We start from the raw sequence: 16,739 nt of genomic DNA on the forward strand, positions 1-16,739 counted from the left end.
AAAAACCAATTGTATCATACAACATCCTTGTTACATGAATGTGACAGAAAAATATTTAAAGCTTTTGAGGGGATAGTAATGGTGAGGTGTTGTACTATGATAAAAAAAATCGGGGTCATTTCTCTTCTTCTATTTCTATTATCAACAAATGCGTTCGCAAATACAAATCAACAAATTGAAGTATTTGATTGTCAAAAAGAAATGGTCATTCAAAAACAATCTTTAGATCCAGTAATCCAAAAAGAAGCAGTTCAATACGCTAAATCAATTACTGGTCCATTTAAAAACTTAAATGTCGTTCCAAAAGATGGCTATATGATAAAAATCCCTTTATCTAAGCCGGTTTCTATTACTAATCAATGGTTACACACTACAATAGACGAAGTACTTATACTACTCCCACTAAAAGAAAAGCCTTATATTATGCTTTATGATGATGAAAATAATCCGCATTTTTATTATGTAAAAGGTAAACCAGGATTATTATTGAAACAAATGAAGGTTAAAATGTAATTGAATGAAAAGGAGTCACCTTATAAGCTAAATTTTAAAAGCTAAGGTGCTCTTTTTTATAATAACAATTTGGTAAATGAAATTATAAAAGTTGTTTTTAATATAAGGGTCGCACCTTCATATATATCAGGGATTTTTAAAATATATCGATTTATCAACGAAAATACCTTTCCGTAGCTATTCTTTGGATAGCAATCTCTATAATAGTTTGTAGTGACTCGATCCCTTATATAATCCCCCTTTTACAAATCCATTTGAAGTATAAAACACATCCCCTTGCTTCGTGTCAGCATGTAAAACAATCACTTCAAAATACTTTTCCGCATGACATAATAGTTGATTTAATAATAAATTCCCTAACCCTATACGCCGATAATCCTTGGAAATATAAAATCTCCTCAACCGCCCAATCTTATTGTCTTTTGTGTACGGATCTTTATTTAAACCTCCAACTCCGATTAACATATCCCCTTGGAAAATACCATATAAACATTCTCCAGTTTTATTGAATACATTTACTTTGTTTTTATATTCATTTATTAGTCTTATAAGGAAATTAAACCCTTCTTCTTCACTGTCTTGAACGAGATGACTGAATTCATATTCCATTAAATTTTCTATTTGTTGAATATGTATATCTTTCAAGTCCATTCCCCCTAAGTACGAAAATACATAAAAATGCTCGAGAATCATTTATTCTGAGCATTTTTATGGTTGTTACTTTATTTAATTCATAGTATGCATATACTTCACTTCATATGTAAATCGATAATACAGTTAATTAATTTTATTATGAAAATATAAGAGCCTTGCTACAATCTAGTGTGTGGTAAGGCTCTTTAAAGTTGTGTAATTCTTATTGAACTAAAGCACCTGTTTACTTAAATGAATACATATACATTTATAATGTCTCTCAAATATAATATCAGTTTATATATTCCCCATTCTTCTCTAACAGGTTCAAGATAAATTGTAATTTGTTAATCAATATGTTTGTGTAACCACTGTTCAAATATTTTTAACTGTTCTTCAGTATGAAAATAATGTTCACCCGTCTCCATAACTTCTAATTCACAACGATTTTTTTTTGTAAAATAGTTAATAGTTTCAAATTCGCACAGTTCATCCTTAGCTCCGTACATAATATATGTATCTGTATTCCATGTACTAATAGGATGCTCTTTTACATAGCATAAATAATCCCAATATAACTTTTGACCAATAGGTGTCTCTATAGTCATTTCTTTTTGTAAAAGCTCCGGTGTTACATTAAACCATTTCATCATATTTTCGATAATTCGTTCCATATTAACTACTGGTGATAAAAATAATGCCTTTTCTATCACATCATTTTGAAAAGCTAAAAGGCTAAAATACGCTCCCATACTACATGCAAACACGTTTATTTCTTTCCAATGTTCTTTTGCGTAGTTCATAATTATAGATAATTCATTAACACAAAACTGTACTTTACAAGGAGTGTTATCATTCTTTCTTTCTCCATGCTCAGGTAAATCAAAGCTTAATACTTGATAACCTTTTCGATCGGCTTCTTCAGCTAATATTTGAATAACTGCATCTTCCTTATTTGACATATTTCCATGTACTGCAATAAAAATTTTTTCACTCTTATCTCCCCACAAAACCGCAGGAATATTACTAATTTTAAAATTATTTTTAAGCATATTCCCCTCCATAAAATAAGACATATAGGACTCGAAAAAAATGCACACACTTTATTTATCTCTGTACAGCAGGCAGTATCCGCTTTAAATCTATTAAATCATCTATTACTATATCAGCCTGAGCAAGTTCCTCTTCTTGCGCAAAATCAAAATTGCATCCAATTGCAAGTAAACTGTTATCTTTCGCTGCATTTATATCAGATAGCCGGTCACCGACTACCGCTGCCTCTTTTATATCATATTTGTTCATAATCCTTTTAACTAAGTCACCTTTATTTAGCGATTGTATTTGTTCAATACTAAACGTTTCAGTCACCCACTTGTCTAAAGCATAATACGTTACGATTGCTCGTAAATATTCTTTCAAACCATTACTAGCAATGTAAATTGAACAATTATTTTCTTTTATATATATAAATATTTCTTTTACATTTGGATATAAAGCGCCTTTTCCGCTTTTTATGTTTTCAATTAGTCTATCTAAAAAATATGCATCTGTTTGTTCTCTTATTTCAATAGAATGTTCCGGTAATAAAGCTTCCCAAACTTTCGGTAGCGGCACACCCATAATTTCACGGTATTTTTCAATCGGTGTTACCGTATCCCATAATTGAAGTGATCTTAAGTGATCAAAAGTATCATCTAACGATAATTCTAAAATTTTATCTGTTTGAAATAATGTTCCATCCATATCAAAAATTAATGCTTGTAACATTCTTATCTCTCCTTTTGGACTATAGTTTTACCAGATATATTTTTAAGAATCTCAATAATAATTTCTGAGCAATAATTTGCAGCAGTTTTCGCGAAATCATCATAAGAAACTTGAGCTTCATCATCTGCACTGTCAGAAATACATCGTATAACAAGAAACGGTATATCATTTATGTAGGCAACATGTCCAATTGCTGCACCTTCCATTTCTGTACAATGAGGTGCGTATTCGTCTATTAATTTTGCCTTTAACTTTGAATCTTCAACAAAACATTCACCACTTACAATTCTTCCTTCGTGAGCTTGAATATTTGAACTATTACTGTTACATGCTTTACGTGCTAACTCTATCAATTCCTTACTTGCAATAAACTCCTCTTGAAACGGGAATAATTTTTTCATTTGATTTTTACTTACATCATGATGAGTAACATTCGTTGAAATAACTACATCACCAACTTTTACATCTGGATGTAATCCACCAGCAACGCCCGTATTGATGATAGAGTCTACATTAAATTTATGAATTAATGTTTGCGCACATGCAGCTGCATTTACTTTCCCTACACCAGAACGTGCAATAATTACTTCTGTTCCCATGAATTCTCCAATATAAAATGGCATTCCCGCTATTGTCTGTTCTTCTTGTATTACTAGCTTTTCTAAAAGTAAATCTATTTCAATTTGCATTGCTCCGATAATGCCGATTCTGTTCATGTATGTAGTCCCCTTTATTAATTAATCCCTTTAATCCTCTCTGACATAACCGACAATAAAAATTTCGGAAGTACAAGTTGTCTCTTTAATCTTTTCGGCTGTGAGAGTAACCTATACAGCCATTCAGTTCCAGTATCCCTCATTATTTTCGGTGCTCTTTTTACAGTACCAGATATTATATCAATCATTCCTCCGATACCAATAGATAGCGGAACGTTTAATGTTTGTATGTTTTCATAAATGAACTCTTCTTGTTTTGGTGAACCTAGTCCTACAAGTAATAAATGCGGCTTGAATTGCTTAATTTTCATTTTTATTTCTTCTATTTCTTCACCATTTACAAAGCCATGCTGTCCTTTAAATTGTGCTCCTGGGAACTGCTCATTTAATTTTTCTAATGCCTTTTTATTACTTTCTGGCGCAGCTCCAAAAAGAAAGACACGATATTCATTGTCGTTACAATATTTTATTAAATCGTGAGTTAAATCCGCCCCAGTAACACGTTCTTTCAAAGTTCCTTTTAATATTTTCGAGCCAATTATGACACCAATCCCATCCGCTGTTATTAAATCCGCAGATAGTAACATCTTTTTAAACTGCTTTGATTTTTCCGTATTTTCCTTTGCAGACATAACAATTTCAGGATTTGCAGTTACTACAAACCTTGGTTTCTCTTGTTGTTCATGTAGCCAACCTTTTAATAAACTTATAGCTTTTGCATATTCTAAAGTTGAAAAAGGTATACCTTTTATAAACTGCTGATCCACTATACTCTCCCCTTACATAAGCTGTAAATATTCATCAATGTCTTTAGAAATTTGAATAAAAGCTTTATTCCAAAATTCATAATTTCTTATATCTATTTCAAAATGTTTTTTCATAAGCTCCTCTACTGGAGCCTTTCCTGTTTCTCGTAAGAACTCTTTATATTTCGAATGAAAAGTACTTTTACCTTCTTGAGCTATTTCTAATAAGCTAAAACTTACTAAATATCCAAATGTGTATGGATAATTGTAAAAAGGAACATCTGCTATATAAAATTGAATATATTTCATCCATACAAACGGCTGGTATTCACTTAAAGCTTTTCCATAAGCTTCTTTTTGTACCATTATAGATAATTTCTCAATTTCATCAGCACTTAATGGACCCTCTTTACATTTTTCATAAAATGTTTTTTCAAACTGATACGATGCTCGTATTGCCATTACATAATTAAAACTATTTCTTATTTTCCAGCTAAGTAATGACTTTTTCATATCTTTACTATCCGTTGTTTCAATTAGATAATTTAAGAGTACCGTTTCAAAGAAAATAGATGCTGATTCAGCCGTACTCATCGGCAAATAATCATCTAAAAAAGATGTAGATTGTTCAAAACTCATATTATAAAAATGCCAAGCATGTCCTAATTCATGAGCGAGCACTCTTACACTATCTATACTCCCATCATAACGCATGGAGATTCTTGATTCTTTCTCACTGAAAAATGGAGCACAAAACCCACCTGGTGGTTTATTCTCTCTCGGTTCAGCATCTACCCAACCACTTTCTATCGCATTACGTGCAAATTCTGCTAATTCTTCATCAATATTCTTACATGCATCATAAACGTTTTGTATTGCTACTGAAAAAGGAATCATGACCTCATTACTTTCCTTTACCGTCATAAGTGCATGCCATGTAATTGAAGCTTTCCCTTTCTTATACACGTTTAAAGCACTTACTAATTTATCAAGGTTTTCTTCTGTCGCATTCCACATTTGGAATAATACAGTTTCTGAAATGCCATTCGCATGAAAAGATTGTGTTAAAATCTCTCTATCTTCTATTTCATTACTCTTTGCATTACGCAATCTCCCTACTTGATTTAATACAGTAGCAAAGATTTCTTTTTCCTTATGTAAAGCACATGTTAATGACTCGAATACTTCTAATCTTTCCTTTTCATTATCACTATTCATTGCAATAGTATTTGCTTGTCCAAAGGATAATAGTTTATTATTGTGCTCTATTTCTATCCTATCCCGTAATTGTATGTACATATTTTCCCACGCATTAAGTTCATCTTTTATTAACTTAGTATTATCTGAAGTTTCCACTTCATTATGTTTTATTACTTGCTGTAATTCACTTTTTAGTTCCTTCACTTTCACGGTCAATTTAGTAAGGTCAGATGGAACACTTTCTTCAACCGATCGACAGTACAAATAGTATTCTGCTTTTTCAATAGCTTGTATAAGCTTTGAAAGAATCTCTACATCTTTTGTTACAAAATATTGCTCTTTCAACTCCAAAATCGGAAATAGAATATCCTCATTCAAATACAAGCGATTTAAATCCCATCTAGCACTTTCTTGCATTTTTATAGCCGCCTCCTATTTTTACAAATAGTTACAGATATTTCTCCCCACACAATTATATATGAAATGGCAAAATTTTGATATCTCCAAATATTTAAATTCCTATAAATATATTCTTATTTATACTCTTTTCTTCTACCATTAAGTATCATTACACATATAAAAAATACTCCCTCTACAAGATTGCATTTGATATAGGAAAACTTCAAAGATTTTATCTTCATCAATACCATATCGACCGATTATCACAGATTAAAAAATAAAAAAGGATTGATCAAAAGATCAATCCTTTACTCTACTTCATTTAAGAAAAATAACGTTATAACGCCAGGTCCTGTATGTGCACCGATTGCTGCACCAATTGTATTTACGATAAATACTTCACAGCCAAATCTTTCCGTAATTAATGATTTTAATGCTTCCGCTGTTTCTAAATCGTCACCGTGAGTCATACCGATTGTTTGACCTTTAAGGTCTTTACCACGTTCTTCCATAATATCAACAATACGGCTTAATACTTTCTTTTTCCCTCGTACCTTTTCAAGTGGTACAAGTTTTCCTTCTTCCACGTTTAAGATCGGTTTAATGTTTAGTAAACCACCGATAAATCCTGCGACTTTGCTTAAACGTCCACCTCTCACTAAGTACTGTAAGTCAGCTACAGTGAAGATATGTTCCATATGGCTCATTAGAAAATCAACACGCTTTAAAATATCTTCTTTTGATGCGCCGTCTTTTGCCATTTTAGCAGCTTCTAAAACGACAAGACCTTGACCAAGCGAAGCACATTTCGTATCAATAATTTCTAAATCTAAGTTAGCATATGTTTCTTTTACTTCCTCTTTAATGACAACTGATGATTGATATGTACCAGACAGTTCAGATGAAAAAGCTAAATATATACAAGGATTACCTTCTTTTGCATAAGAAACAAATTTTTCTTGGAACGTTTCAAGTGAAGGCAATGACGTTCTATAAACAGCGCCTTCTCTCATTTTTTGCAATAATGTAACTGACTCTAATGTTACTCCATCTAAATACTCTGTTTCTGCTTCATCATATACACGGAGTGGAATTAAATCAATATCATATGCTTGCAGCAATTCTACTGGTAAATCCGCCGCACTATCCGTAATGATTTTAACACCCATTTTTAAACCTCTATTCTGTTATAAATATAAAATAATAAAATAAAAATAGTACTTTTAAATTATATACGTAAAACTTAAATGAAGAAAGGAAAACACTTTATATTGTATGCACTATTCTTCAAAACTTGAACTATTAATGAAAATGATTCTATTTTAAACACCTTTTTCTTATTATTTTTCTAAAACACGAATAATTTTATAAGTATTTTGTATCATTATATTTTAATTCTTTATCTTAATATAATCTTTTCAAATTCATACTGTTTAAAATTTAAAAGCCAAATCCAATAAAGGAAATGGCTTTTACATTTTCATAAAATAACCAAACTTTATTTTCCATCAAATTGTTTGTTTACATTCATACTTTGGTGATGTTGAATATTAGTCCAGTTATGATAAATATTTATAGCCTGTACTATAATTAAAACAGTGAATATTCACCTGTAAGAATCACTAGATAAAAACAAGTTAAACATTTTATAAAATATTTAATTTTACTAGTAAAGCTAATAAAATTTGGAGAAGAATTTGAACATTTACTGCTATGTCTGTATCCGTAGTCGTAACTGTAACATTTCTAGAATTTCTAATAACAGTTTCTTGTTTATTAATTTGTTTAATAGATGATTTTTGAAACAGTTCTTGTGCTACACGGTCAGCTTTTTCACTATCTGCTATAGAAATACTTATTATAACCACGATAGCTGCTTGTAATGCTGCTTGAATAGATAAAGCAGCTTTTGTATCTGTAGTAGTAACTTCTACATCTGCGGAATCTACAATTGTAATAGATTCTTCAGAAATTTGATACGTTTTACTTTCTTGCGCAGCTGCTTCTGAAACGCTAGCATTTTTAAAAGATGGATGAGGATTTGAGGAATCTAATGCACTCCACTTTTTATTTTCATCTGAATGACATGTTTTGTCCATATGTTCACCCCCCTTCAATCTAAATAATTATTAACTTGTGATTGTATTTCAGAAACAATACTTTTAATTTGCTGCTTTTTTTCTGGTGATAAATTTTTTAATTTTTCTTCATTTATCCCATGCCTATTAAAAATATCTGAGAGTAAAAGGTCTATAATTATATTCTTTTGATCCTTATCAAACTTAAAGGAAGAAAATTTATTTAAATCATCCATTTACAATGTTCACTCCTATCAGTTTTCTATAAAAATTTCAAATAACTACCAGCATTATATGTATTTAAATAAAAATTGCTTGGACAAGTAACTTAATCTTCTATTTTTACTTTTTTTACTAATAAAATCAAAAAGCTGTCTTCTAATACGAAGACAGCCCTCCTTTACTTCACATATTTAAGTTTTATTCACTGTTAAATAATAAGTTCATCTTTGTTATTGTGTAGTTTTCCACACTTAATTTCCCATAAATCTTGAATATTAATTCGGTCATAATGAGAAGTCCAAGCTTGTACCACATATTACAACAAAAAATATTTACTTAGAGTGAACCCTTATAGCTAAACTTTATAAAATGTTTAGTTTAACTAGTAGCGCTAATAAAATTTGAAGGAGAATTTGAATATTCACTGCAATATCTGTATCAGTAGTTGTTACGGTTACGTTTCTAGAATTTTTAATAAATGTTTTTTGTCTATTAATTTGTTTAATAGCTGATTTTTGAAATAATTCTTGTGTTATTTTATCTGCCTTTTCACTATCTGCTATAGAAATACTTACTACAACTACGATAGCTGCTTGTAATGCCGCTTGGATAGATAGCGCAGCTTTTGTATCTGTAGTAGTAACTTGTACATCTGCTGAATCAACTATTTCAATATATTCCTCAGAAATTTGATCGATTTCATCTGTTTGTATAGCTTCCTCTAAAAAATTTGCATTTTTACTAAACGAATAATCATTTAATGATTCGCAATCTTCTTTTTTTGGCTCGCAATCCTCTTTTTTTGGCTCAGGAACTCGTTTTTTCGGCTCAAACTCCCGGTTTAATGGATCCCGATTTTTCTTTCTTCTACAAACTTCACATTCACACATAAAATCACCCCTTTTAGACTAAAAAATTAGCAATATGAAAATATTGGCTAACTACTAGCATTTTATGTATTTTTAAAAAATTTGTTTGGACAAGTAACTTGATTTTCTATTTTACTTCTAATTCTTTTTTCTAATAACAAAAGGCTGCCTTCTAATAAGAAGACACCCCTCTTTTATTTCACATTTATATAAAAGACCCATACTTAAATACACTAAACTTCATATAATATATTGCATCCTTTCTTTTTAGAATAAGTAGTCGTTTACTGAAGGGCACTTTTCGAAGTGCTCCTATCTTTAATCCCCCTCTTTTTCAGGAAGAGTTTTTTTACTAAACCCTGATTTGTATCACTAAGGCTAGGGATTACGACATTTCCTTAATAACTTCAATGAATACAGTAGCTACTAATTAAAATACCCCTATGATCTTCTCTACACTTAAACCATCGTGCGTTACCGAACGCATGAATTAATTTTTATTTTGACTATGTAACACTAAATTCACAAGATTATTATCCTATGTTTGGCGAATCCATCATTTCAATGCCAGCAACCCCACACTTTTAACTAATAACTTAAACAAATGGGCTACCTCAAGGTTCCTTTGATATAGTATCTTATGTTCTATATAATGAAGAGAGCGCTAGTATTCCGAAGGAGGATATATATGAGTATTCAATTGGCCACATCTAACGATTTAAAATGGATTAATAGTCAATATGACTCAATAGGATTTGTACGAAGTGATTTAAAGAGAGATAAAGTTGCAATTATTACATATAACAACGAGTATGCAGGTGTTGGCCGATTAGTCCAAATAGATGAAGATACTTTAGAAATGGGCGGGATTTTTATTCTGCCTCAATTTAGAGGGCTTCAATTAGCTGGTGAGCTTGTTTCATTTTTAGTAGAAACTGCGAAAAAATCACAAATACAAAATGTATATTGTCTTCCTTTTGAGGAATTAGAAAACTTTTATAAGAAATATGGATATACTGAAGTCGATACTACGACAGAAGCAGTCCATCCAATTATTCTAAAAAAATATAATTGGTGTTTGGAGAACTACGATAAACACGTTCTACTATTTAAATTGTAAATATAATAAAGTGAAACTTTAATCAGTGGGAGTTTTAATCAAATCCCTCACCAATCGGGCTTTGATTAAAACTCTATGTTCCGTCAATACTATAGATAAGATGATTGTATTTCTCCATTTCCCCTTGGAGAGGAGCAGTTGGCTTTTGCTAGCTGCTCTTTTATTTTTTCAAAAAGTCACATAAATATCTTTAATTCCAAACATTCAAAAGATAAAATATGATATGATTGTTATGAAGATATTTACTAAAAAATAAATGCGCCCTAGACTTACGTACTAGGGCGTATTTATTTTTTAGTATGTAACTCCTTCACTCATCTATTATCCACAAAATAAGTATCATATGCCTTATCAAATTCATATCCTAACTTTTCTGCTAGTTTAGCAGATGTAGTATTCGCTGCGTCCCAGTTTGGATACTTTCCATTTTCTAAGCAATCCAATATAAGAGCTGCACTTACTACAGTTGCCAAGCCCTCTCTTCTATGATTGTGATCAGTCGCAACTTCAATTTCAATCCCATCATTATAAATACTATACGAGGATGCACCGCATACAACTTCTCCGTTATATAAAATGCTATAACCTATACCACGGTTTATATAATCTTCTACCGAATGAAATTGACTTGTGAAATCTTCAGATATCTTATGTAATGTAGGGCTATTTGCGATATACTCGTCTATTCTTCTTAACTCATATTCTTTTGGAAGTGCTGATATAAAAGTTTTTAATTTTGAACGATTAAAAACTTCTGGATTTCGTTTGAATTTATAACGTAAAAACTTATCTATTTTTCTTTCATGGAATGTTTCTAAGCGTTGTTTCCACTCTTCACTATTTACGATAACTAAAATTCTTTCTGGAATATTACGTAATAACTCTTCTGTTTCTTTCGTATTTGGGTCTCCAGCGTAAAATGTAAAAATCCCTACCGTAACTTGTGCTACTTTTGGATTTTCAAGATCATTTACCCAAGCAGTACCCATATGCCCTTGTAAATAAGAAAGTAAAACAACGTTATTGAAATCCTCAAACATAGAAACTAGTTTTTTTCTTGTATGTATATTCGCTTCATACATCATTTACATTCCCGCCTTCTTTAGAATCAACTACTCTTAACATTTTCATGAGCGCTCCATAATTCGTATTCATATACATACCCACCTGTTCATCATAAAAGCAATTGACTATTAAATTAAAACTTCGAATATTTATAAAATATCAGTAAACATAAAATGATTATAACATCTACTAACTATGAAATGATCAACATATAAAATAAGTCAACAATAAATATATTTCTTACCCGTTAACAAACGGTTTGAAGGACCAACATAATTAATTATGTAACAACCCTCAACAATAGTTTGAGGGTGCATTTAAATACATGTGTTATAACTCATTTTTATAAATAAAAGATTCCGTCTCACCGTTCTTATATACTTTAGTCAATTTAACAACTGATTTGTACGTGTTAACGTCATCCTCTATCATTTTTTTCATCTCTTCTATTTCGGCATCACCAGTTCCGCCCTCTATTTTTAAACAGTTCGAAATGGAAAGGTATCCGCTTGATGCCAATATAAAAATAAAAATCGTATCAGGAAAATTAATAAATAATAATCCGTAGTTTAAAGGGTCTCCAGCTGGATGTGATAAAAGTAATCGAAAACCTACCAGTTCAGGTACTTGAACAAAATCTCTAGAAACTCTCGCCTCACCTACTATAGTAATTTGCTTTACTACATTCCCGAGATCATCTGTAAATTCAGTACATCTAGGTGGATTAATTGTTGTTGCTTGGAAAGACACATTTAATTCAGGATTGTTAAAATCGAAAAAGATTGTACTCCCCTCCGTTAAACAATGCGGGCAAACATTTCCTAGCAAGCTAAAGTCCTCTTCAATATATTTAACTTTTGTTTTGCAACTACATACTTTCCCTATTCGAATTGCATCAATCTTTGAACAATCGACAAATATAACCTCATTGTCTTCTTGTACGAATGATACGATACCTGTTTTCTTATTAAATGAAAGAAAATAAGATACAGCAATTTCGTTTCCTGCTATTATGATACTTTCAACTTTTGTATACGGTTCTAGACTCTGTAAAAACTCACATATACTATTTTGGCAACACCCACAATCACGTTTCGGTTCACACCCCACTTACACTCCATCCCTTCTCTATATAGAATTGCTACTACATATATATGAGAAGAAAATAAGAAAAGCTTGGACAATATAACGTTAACGTAGTAATATCGTTACCTACTCGTACATTTATATGGAAATCACACCATTTTTGAGTAAGGACACATAATTTTTACTATAAATACATATAACAATTTCATCTTTCATAAAAAAAACGTTATAATAAGGTGTAGCCTCTACGATTACGTTATAAAGGAGATTAAAACAATGGCTAAAATTAAAGTATACCAAGCAAAAGAGGAAAATATGGAAGCAGTAAAAAACATCATTGATGTTGAGGAACAAAACCCAACTGCTGAAAACTTACAAAATCTATACGCATGTGTATTAGATACTGAAGATATGGCATTGCCTGAATCATACATTGAAGAAGATATCTTAATTGATTCTATTGAAGTTATGGTTAACGCTTCTCAAAGCAAAGTAAGAGACTTAGGTGCTTACGATGTAATCGAAGTTCAAAACAAAGGTAAGAAAACACAAATTTTACTATTAGCAGACGAAGAATACGAAATTATCGAAGGCTAATCTAAATCCGTACATACGAAAAAGCTCCTTTCCAATTAGAAAGGAGCTTTTTCATTACGCTTTTGATGTTTCACTCTTTTTATTCGTTTGTTGTTTCTTAATTACCATGCGCTCATTTCCCATAAAGAAAATGAATATGAATGCTAATCCAGCTGGTACCAATGCCCACATGAATGTTTGAACAATTGAACTAGAAAGAGCGTCAATAATCTTATCTAATATTTGCGGAGGGATTTGAGATCTTGCCGATTCTGATAGAATAGCTCTTGAATCCCCTAAAGCGTTTGTATTCATTCCCCCGCTCATCCCTTTAAATGCTTCTTCTAATTGATCTTGGAAACCTGTTCTTTGGATCATTCCGAAGATTGTAATGCCTAGTGTCATTCCTAACGAACGAATGAAGTTACTCGTTGAAGTCGCAGACCCGCGCTGTTCCATACCGAAGTTGTGAATAGCTGCCATACTTAGTACAGAGAATGAGAAACCGACTCCAAATCCGATAATAATCATATAAACTGTTAATAATGCACGACTTGTTTCTGGTGTTAACGTGCTTAATAAGAATAGTCCAATTAGCATAATAACCGCAGAAATAATCATAATGTTTCGGTAGCTAAGTTTAGTTGTTAAAAATCCGCCTAACTGCGCTGTTACGACTGATCCTAACATCATCGGTAAAAGTAATAATCCTGAGTTTGTTGCGGTACCACCGTATACACCTTGAATAAATAACGGAATGTACACAGTTGCTGACATAAATGCAGCACCGTAACATAAAGCAATAATTGTACTCATTCCGAATAAGCGCTGCTTAAACATCTCAAATGAAATAATTGGTTCTTCTACTTTTCGTTCAATAAAAATGAATGCGATGATTAAAATGGCGAATCCACCAAATAAGCTTAAAATAAAGCTAGAATCCCAATCATATTTTTGTCCACCTAGTTCTAAAGCAAACATTAAACAAATTACTGCACCAACTAAAGTAATTGCACCAAACCAATCAATCTTTTGCTTTCTATGAACGCGTGATTCTTTATAAAAGAATGTAATAAAAATAAGTGCTAAAATGCCAAGTGGTAAGTTAATATAAAATACCCAGTGCCAGCTAATGTAATCGGTAATATAAGCGCCAAGTAATGGCCCGAAAATACTAGATAATCCAAATACCGCTCCGAATAAGCCACCCATTTTCCCGCGTTTTTCAGGTGGGAAAATATCAAAAACGATAGTAAACGCAATTGGCACTAATGCCCCGCCGCCAATACCTTGAATGGCACGATAAATACCTAACTGTGTAATATTTTCAGCAGTACCACAAAGTGCCGAACCAATCATAAAGACAATTAAACCGAAAATAAAGAATCTCTTTCTACCATACATATCTGATAGCTTACCGAAAATCGGCATGCCTGCCATTTCTGCGACCATATAGGCAGAAACGACCCATACAAAGTTTTCGAGGCCTCCTAAGTCACCAACGATTGTTCCCATCGCCGTTACGACAATGGTATTATCCATCGATGCCATTAAAATACCTAGCAATAAGCCCGCCACAACAAAGCCGAGCTTATTATTCTTCTCAACCATATCTCTTGCTCTCCCTCATACTACTTATATTTGTTTATGTTCTTTTACGACTGCATTACCTTTTTGATTAAAACTAGTATGATATTCTACAACACTAATTTCACATCCAGGACCAATTGTGACGTTGTTGCCTCTTACAACTTCAGCAATCGTATGTTCTAAATAGATATCATCTCCTTCAACAATCGAAGTTTGGAGGTTTCCAGCATGACTAGTAAAAGGAATAAATCTCGTTTTTTTACGAACAGTAATCTTTTTACCACCAATTTCTCTTACCTTACTGCCTTCATAACGAAGTGAGATTTGAATATTTTCAGCATTAAGTAATCCAGCACTTTCAAGACCACCAGTTAATGATAAATCTTCTATTTCAATATCTCCCTTCACATTTAAAGCACCTTTTACATCTACGAAATCACCTGAAAACTTTCCTGCAATATCTATCATACCTCTAACTTTTGTTTTTTCAATATGAGCATCACCATGAATTTGTGTATTACCATATACTTTTACATATTCCGCATCTACATTTCCTTGTACTTCGTTATCTCCATACACGACATAGTTTTTCACTTTCACATTACCGCGTACATCACTCGTTCCGTACGTTTTAAACTCATTGCAACTCATATCATTGGTAATTGTTCCTTCACCGCGAATCTTCACTTTATTATAATCTCCGCCTGCTGAATTACCAGAACCATTTACTGTGAGACTATGTGGATGTTCCATACTGATTTCTCCCTTCCGTTAAACCTGCTTAATTTCTTTTACATTTGCATTTTTATCAACAGTAAGAACACCCGTATATTCAATCAGTTCAATCTCACAGTTTGCTCCTACTGTAACATTGTTTCCTCTTACCGTTCTTATGTGAGCATAATCAATATCGATATTGTCACCTTCTAATAGTTCAGCTTCTAACTGCAAGCCAAATACTGTTTTAAATAGCCTACTAAATGTACCTGATCTATGTCTTACTTTAATCGTTTGACCACCAATTTCTTTCGCTCGACATGTACCGTGAATATTTATATTAATTTCATCTGCGCTTAATAAACCACCGATTGTAAATTGTCCTTCTGAAGAAAAAGTATCCACTTCACAATTACCGTCAATTGTAGCTTGACCATTGACTTTAAATTCTTCACCAGTAACATTTCCACCTATCGTACCTTTTCCTGCAATTTTCAAACTGTTTGCTTTTACATTTTGCGTAATTGTTGCTTTTCCATCAATTCGCATCGTTTCAGCATGAACTGTGCCATCAACTTTACCAGATCCGCTAATTCATGCACTGCTACTTTTCAAATCGCCAGTAACTGCACCGTAACCGTTACATTCAAATTGCTCACATTCAACATTTCCATTCACAGTTCCTTTTCCGTTTAATTGCACTTTATGAAACTCGCCACCATTCGATGAACCGTAACCATTTATAATCAAATTATCTGTACGCATACTTTCTCCTCCACTACAACAATTTAGTTTTTAATGCTTCGGTATATTTCATAATCGCTTCGCGTAAAACGATTTTGGTGCCTTTTTCAAAAATTAAATCGTCCACGTTTGAAACTAATAAACATGTCGAAATACCTAACTTTCGGACAATGATTAAGTCACAAGTTTTATGTTTCATTGCTTCATAATTTTCACGTAAAACTTGCAAGACCATTTTTCCTTCTTCTAAACTAATCTCTCCTGATTGTAGTAATTCTTCTAACATGTACACATAAAGAATGTCTACAAATTGAAACTCTGCTGTTTTATTCGTTTGTTCTATGAAAAATTGTAAAACTGGTTCTGATGCAATCCCCTTGCGTAAAATCTCTTCCTTTGTTAAAAGAATTTCTCTCACACTCGGTGAAAACATGTTCGCTAGTTCATCAAGTGATAAATCCTCTTTCATCGTTTGGATTTTATCGATACGCTCTAATATCTTTTCTTTCGGAAAAAATGTCTCTTGACCTGTAAACGTTGATTTTCGTACAAACCAATCTTCCGGAATTAAATTTTTTCTTTTCCACCTATATAACTGTCCGTATGAAATACCAGTTAGTTCTAATAAATCTTTTTTTGAAATTAAATCTGTACTCAACTGTATAACACTCCTTCCTGATAACAATGTAACATAACAC

At 32.1% G+C, this 16,739-nt stretch carries 18 protein-coding genes and 1 pseudogene; 3 read left to right on the forward strand and 16 right to left on the reverse strand.

The features are described from left to right. Nucleotides 1–96: 96 nt before the first annotated feature. Nucleotides 97–513, forward strand: a complete 417-nt coding sequence (locus ACTFR3_RS01810; protein ID WP_000591771.1) for a hypothetical protein — start codon at nt 97–99, stop codon at nt 511–513. Nucleotides 514–711: 198 nt separating this feature from the next. On the opposite strand, the gene ACTFR3_RS01815 is transcribed toward ACTFR3_RS01810, so the two are convergent. The 10 genes from ACTFR3_RS01815 to ACTFR3_RS01860 all read right to left on the reverse strand — a co-directional run bounded on the left by ACTFR3_RS01815 (nt 712) and on the right by ACTFR3_RS01860 (nt 9,164). After that, entirely contained in the window at nt 712–1,206 is a 495-nt protein-coding gene (locus ACTFR3_RS01815) for a GNAT family N-acetyltransferase (protein WP_113304098.1), read from the reverse strand. 287 nt (nt 1,207–1,493) lie between these two features. Next, the gene (locus ACTFR3_RS01820) at nt 1,494–2,198 is read right to left on the reverse strand and encodes an alpha/beta hydrolase (protein WP_326265178.1); all 705 of its coding nucleotides are present in this window, start codon (nt 2,196–2,198) and stop codon (nt 1,494–1,496) included. Between the two features lie 55 nt (nt 2,199–2,253). Next, on the reverse strand, nt 2,254–2,913 hold the full coding sequence (locus tag ACTFR3_RS01825; protein ID WP_017673243.1) for an HAD hydrolase-like protein: 660 nt from the start codon (nt 2,911–2,913) through the stop codon (nt 2,254–2,256). 2 nt (nt 2,914–2,915) lie between these two features. Beyond that, nucleotides 2,916–3,629 (reverse strand): 5'-methylthioadenosine/adenosylhomocysteine nucleosidase, encoded by a 714-nt coding sequence (locus tag ACTFR3_RS01830; RefSeq protein ID WP_001079719.1) that lies wholly within the window; start codon nt 3,627–3,629, stop codon nt 2,916–2,918. A gap of 17 nt (nt 3,630–3,646) precedes the next feature. Beyond that, nucleotides 3,647–4,396: a WecB/TagA/CpsF family glycosyltransferase gene (locus ACTFR3_RS01835; RefSeq protein ID WP_017673242.1), complete on the reverse strand. Its 750-nt coding sequence runs from the start codon at nt 4,394–4,396 to the stop codon at nt 3,647–3,649. Nucleotides 4,397–4,408: 12 nt separating this feature from the next. Then, nucleotides 4,409–5,992 carry a M3 family metallopeptidase gene (locus ACTFR3_RS01840; protein ID WP_017673241.1) on the reverse strand — a complete coding sequence of 528 codons (1,584 nt, stop codon included), beginning with the start codon at nt 5,990–5,992 and terminating at the stop codon, nt 4,409–4,411. Between the two features lie 290 nt (nt 5,993–6,282). Next, nucleotides 6,283–7,143, reverse strand: a complete 861-nt coding sequence (locus tag ACTFR3_RS01845; RefSeq protein ID WP_000538278.1) for a DegV family protein — start codon at nt 7,141–7,143, stop codon at nt 6,283–6,285. Nucleotides 7,144–7,620: 477 nt separating this feature from the next. After that, complete coding sequence (locus ACTFR3_RS01850; RefSeq protein ID WP_000361676.1) at nt 7,621–8,073, reverse strand: spore coat protein; 453 nt, start codon at nt 8,071–8,073, stop codon at nt 7,621–7,623. A gap of 14 nt (nt 8,074–8,087) precedes the next feature. Next, nucleotides 8,088–8,288 (reverse strand): spore coat protein W, encoded by a 201-nt coding sequence (locus ACTFR3_RS01855; protein ID WP_000342253.1) that lies wholly within the window; start codon nt 8,286–8,288, stop codon nt 8,088–8,090. Nucleotides 8,289–8,636: 348 nt separating this feature from the next. Further along, nucleotides 8,637–9,164, reverse strand: a complete 528-nt coding sequence (locus tag ACTFR3_RS01860; protein WP_127064007.1) for a spore coat protein — start codon at nt 9,162–9,164, stop codon at nt 8,637–8,639. Nucleotides 9,165–9,831: 667 nt separating this feature from the next. On the opposite strand from ACTFR3_RS01860, the gene ACTFR3_RS01865 reads away from it, so the two are divergent. Further along, nucleotides 9,832–10,263, forward strand: coding sequence for a GNAT family N-acetyltransferase (locus ACTFR3_RS01865; RefSeq protein WP_000027166.1), 432 nt, complete (start codon nt 9,832–9,834; stop codon nt 10,261–10,263). 314 nt (nt 10,264–10,577) lie between these two features. On the opposite strand, the gene ACTFR3_RS01870 is transcribed toward ACTFR3_RS01865, so the two are convergent. Together ACTFR3_RS01870 and ACTFR3_RS01875 are read right to left on the reverse strand one after the other, a co-directional pair. Then, nucleotides 10,578–11,348: a GNAT family N-acetyltransferase gene (locus tag ACTFR3_RS01870; protein ID WP_088338710.1), complete on the reverse strand. Its 771-nt coding sequence runs from the start codon at nt 11,346–11,348 to the stop codon at nt 10,578–10,580. A 310-nt stretch (nt 11,349–11,658) separates the two neighbouring features. Beyond that, a complete protein-coding gene (locus ACTFR3_RS01875; protein WP_000501710.1) occupies nt 11,659–12,438 on the reverse strand; it encodes a BC_2878 family exosporium-associated protein in 780 nt (259 codons plus the stop codon). Nucleotides 12,439–12,690: 252 nt separating this feature from the next. Between ACTFR3_RS01875 and ACTFR3_RS01880 the strand changes: the two genes are divergently transcribed. Then, nucleotides 12,691–13,011, forward strand: a complete 321-nt coding sequence (locus ACTFR3_RS01880) for a hypothetical protein (RefSeq protein WP_001062733.1) — start codon at nt 12,691–12,693, stop codon at nt 13,009–13,011. Nucleotides 13,012–13,065: 54 nt separating this feature from the next. Here the strand turns inward: ACTFR3_RS01880 and ACTFR3_RS01885 are convergent, their stop codons facing one another. From ACTFR3_RS01885 to ACTFR3_RS01900, 4 genes and pseudogenes are all read right to left on the reverse strand, one after another. Beyond that, a complete protein-coding gene (locus tag ACTFR3_RS01885; protein WP_000229612.1) occupies nt 13,066–14,601 on the reverse strand; it encodes an MDR family MFS transporter in 1,536 nt (511 codons plus the stop codon). A gap of 24 nt (nt 14,602–14,625) precedes the next feature. After that, the gene (locus ACTFR3_RS01890; RefSeq protein ID WP_017673238.1) at nt 14,626–15,333 is read right to left on the reverse strand and encodes a hypothetical protein; all 708 of its coding nucleotides are present in this window, start codon (nt 15,331–15,333) and stop codon (nt 14,626–14,628) included. An 18-nt stretch (nt 15,334–15,351) separates the two neighbouring features. Continuing rightward, nucleotides 15,352–16,062: pseudogene (locus ACTFR3_RS01895) on the reverse strand (polymer-forming cytoskeletal protein). A 13-nt stretch (nt 16,063–16,075) separates the two neighbouring features. After that, a complete protein-coding gene (locus tag ACTFR3_RS01900) occupies nt 16,076–16,699 on the reverse strand; it encodes a YhbD family protein (RefSeq protein ID WP_000102257.1) in 624 nt (207 codons plus the stop codon). Nucleotides 16,700–16,739: the final 40 nt, after the last annotated feature.

Origin of the sequence: Bacillus cereus group sp. MYBK14-1, assembly GCF_051916885.1 — a bacterium.
GTDB classification, from domain to species: domain Bacteria; phylum Bacillota; class Bacilli; order Bacillales; family Bacillaceae_G; genus Bacillus_A; species Bacillus_A cereus.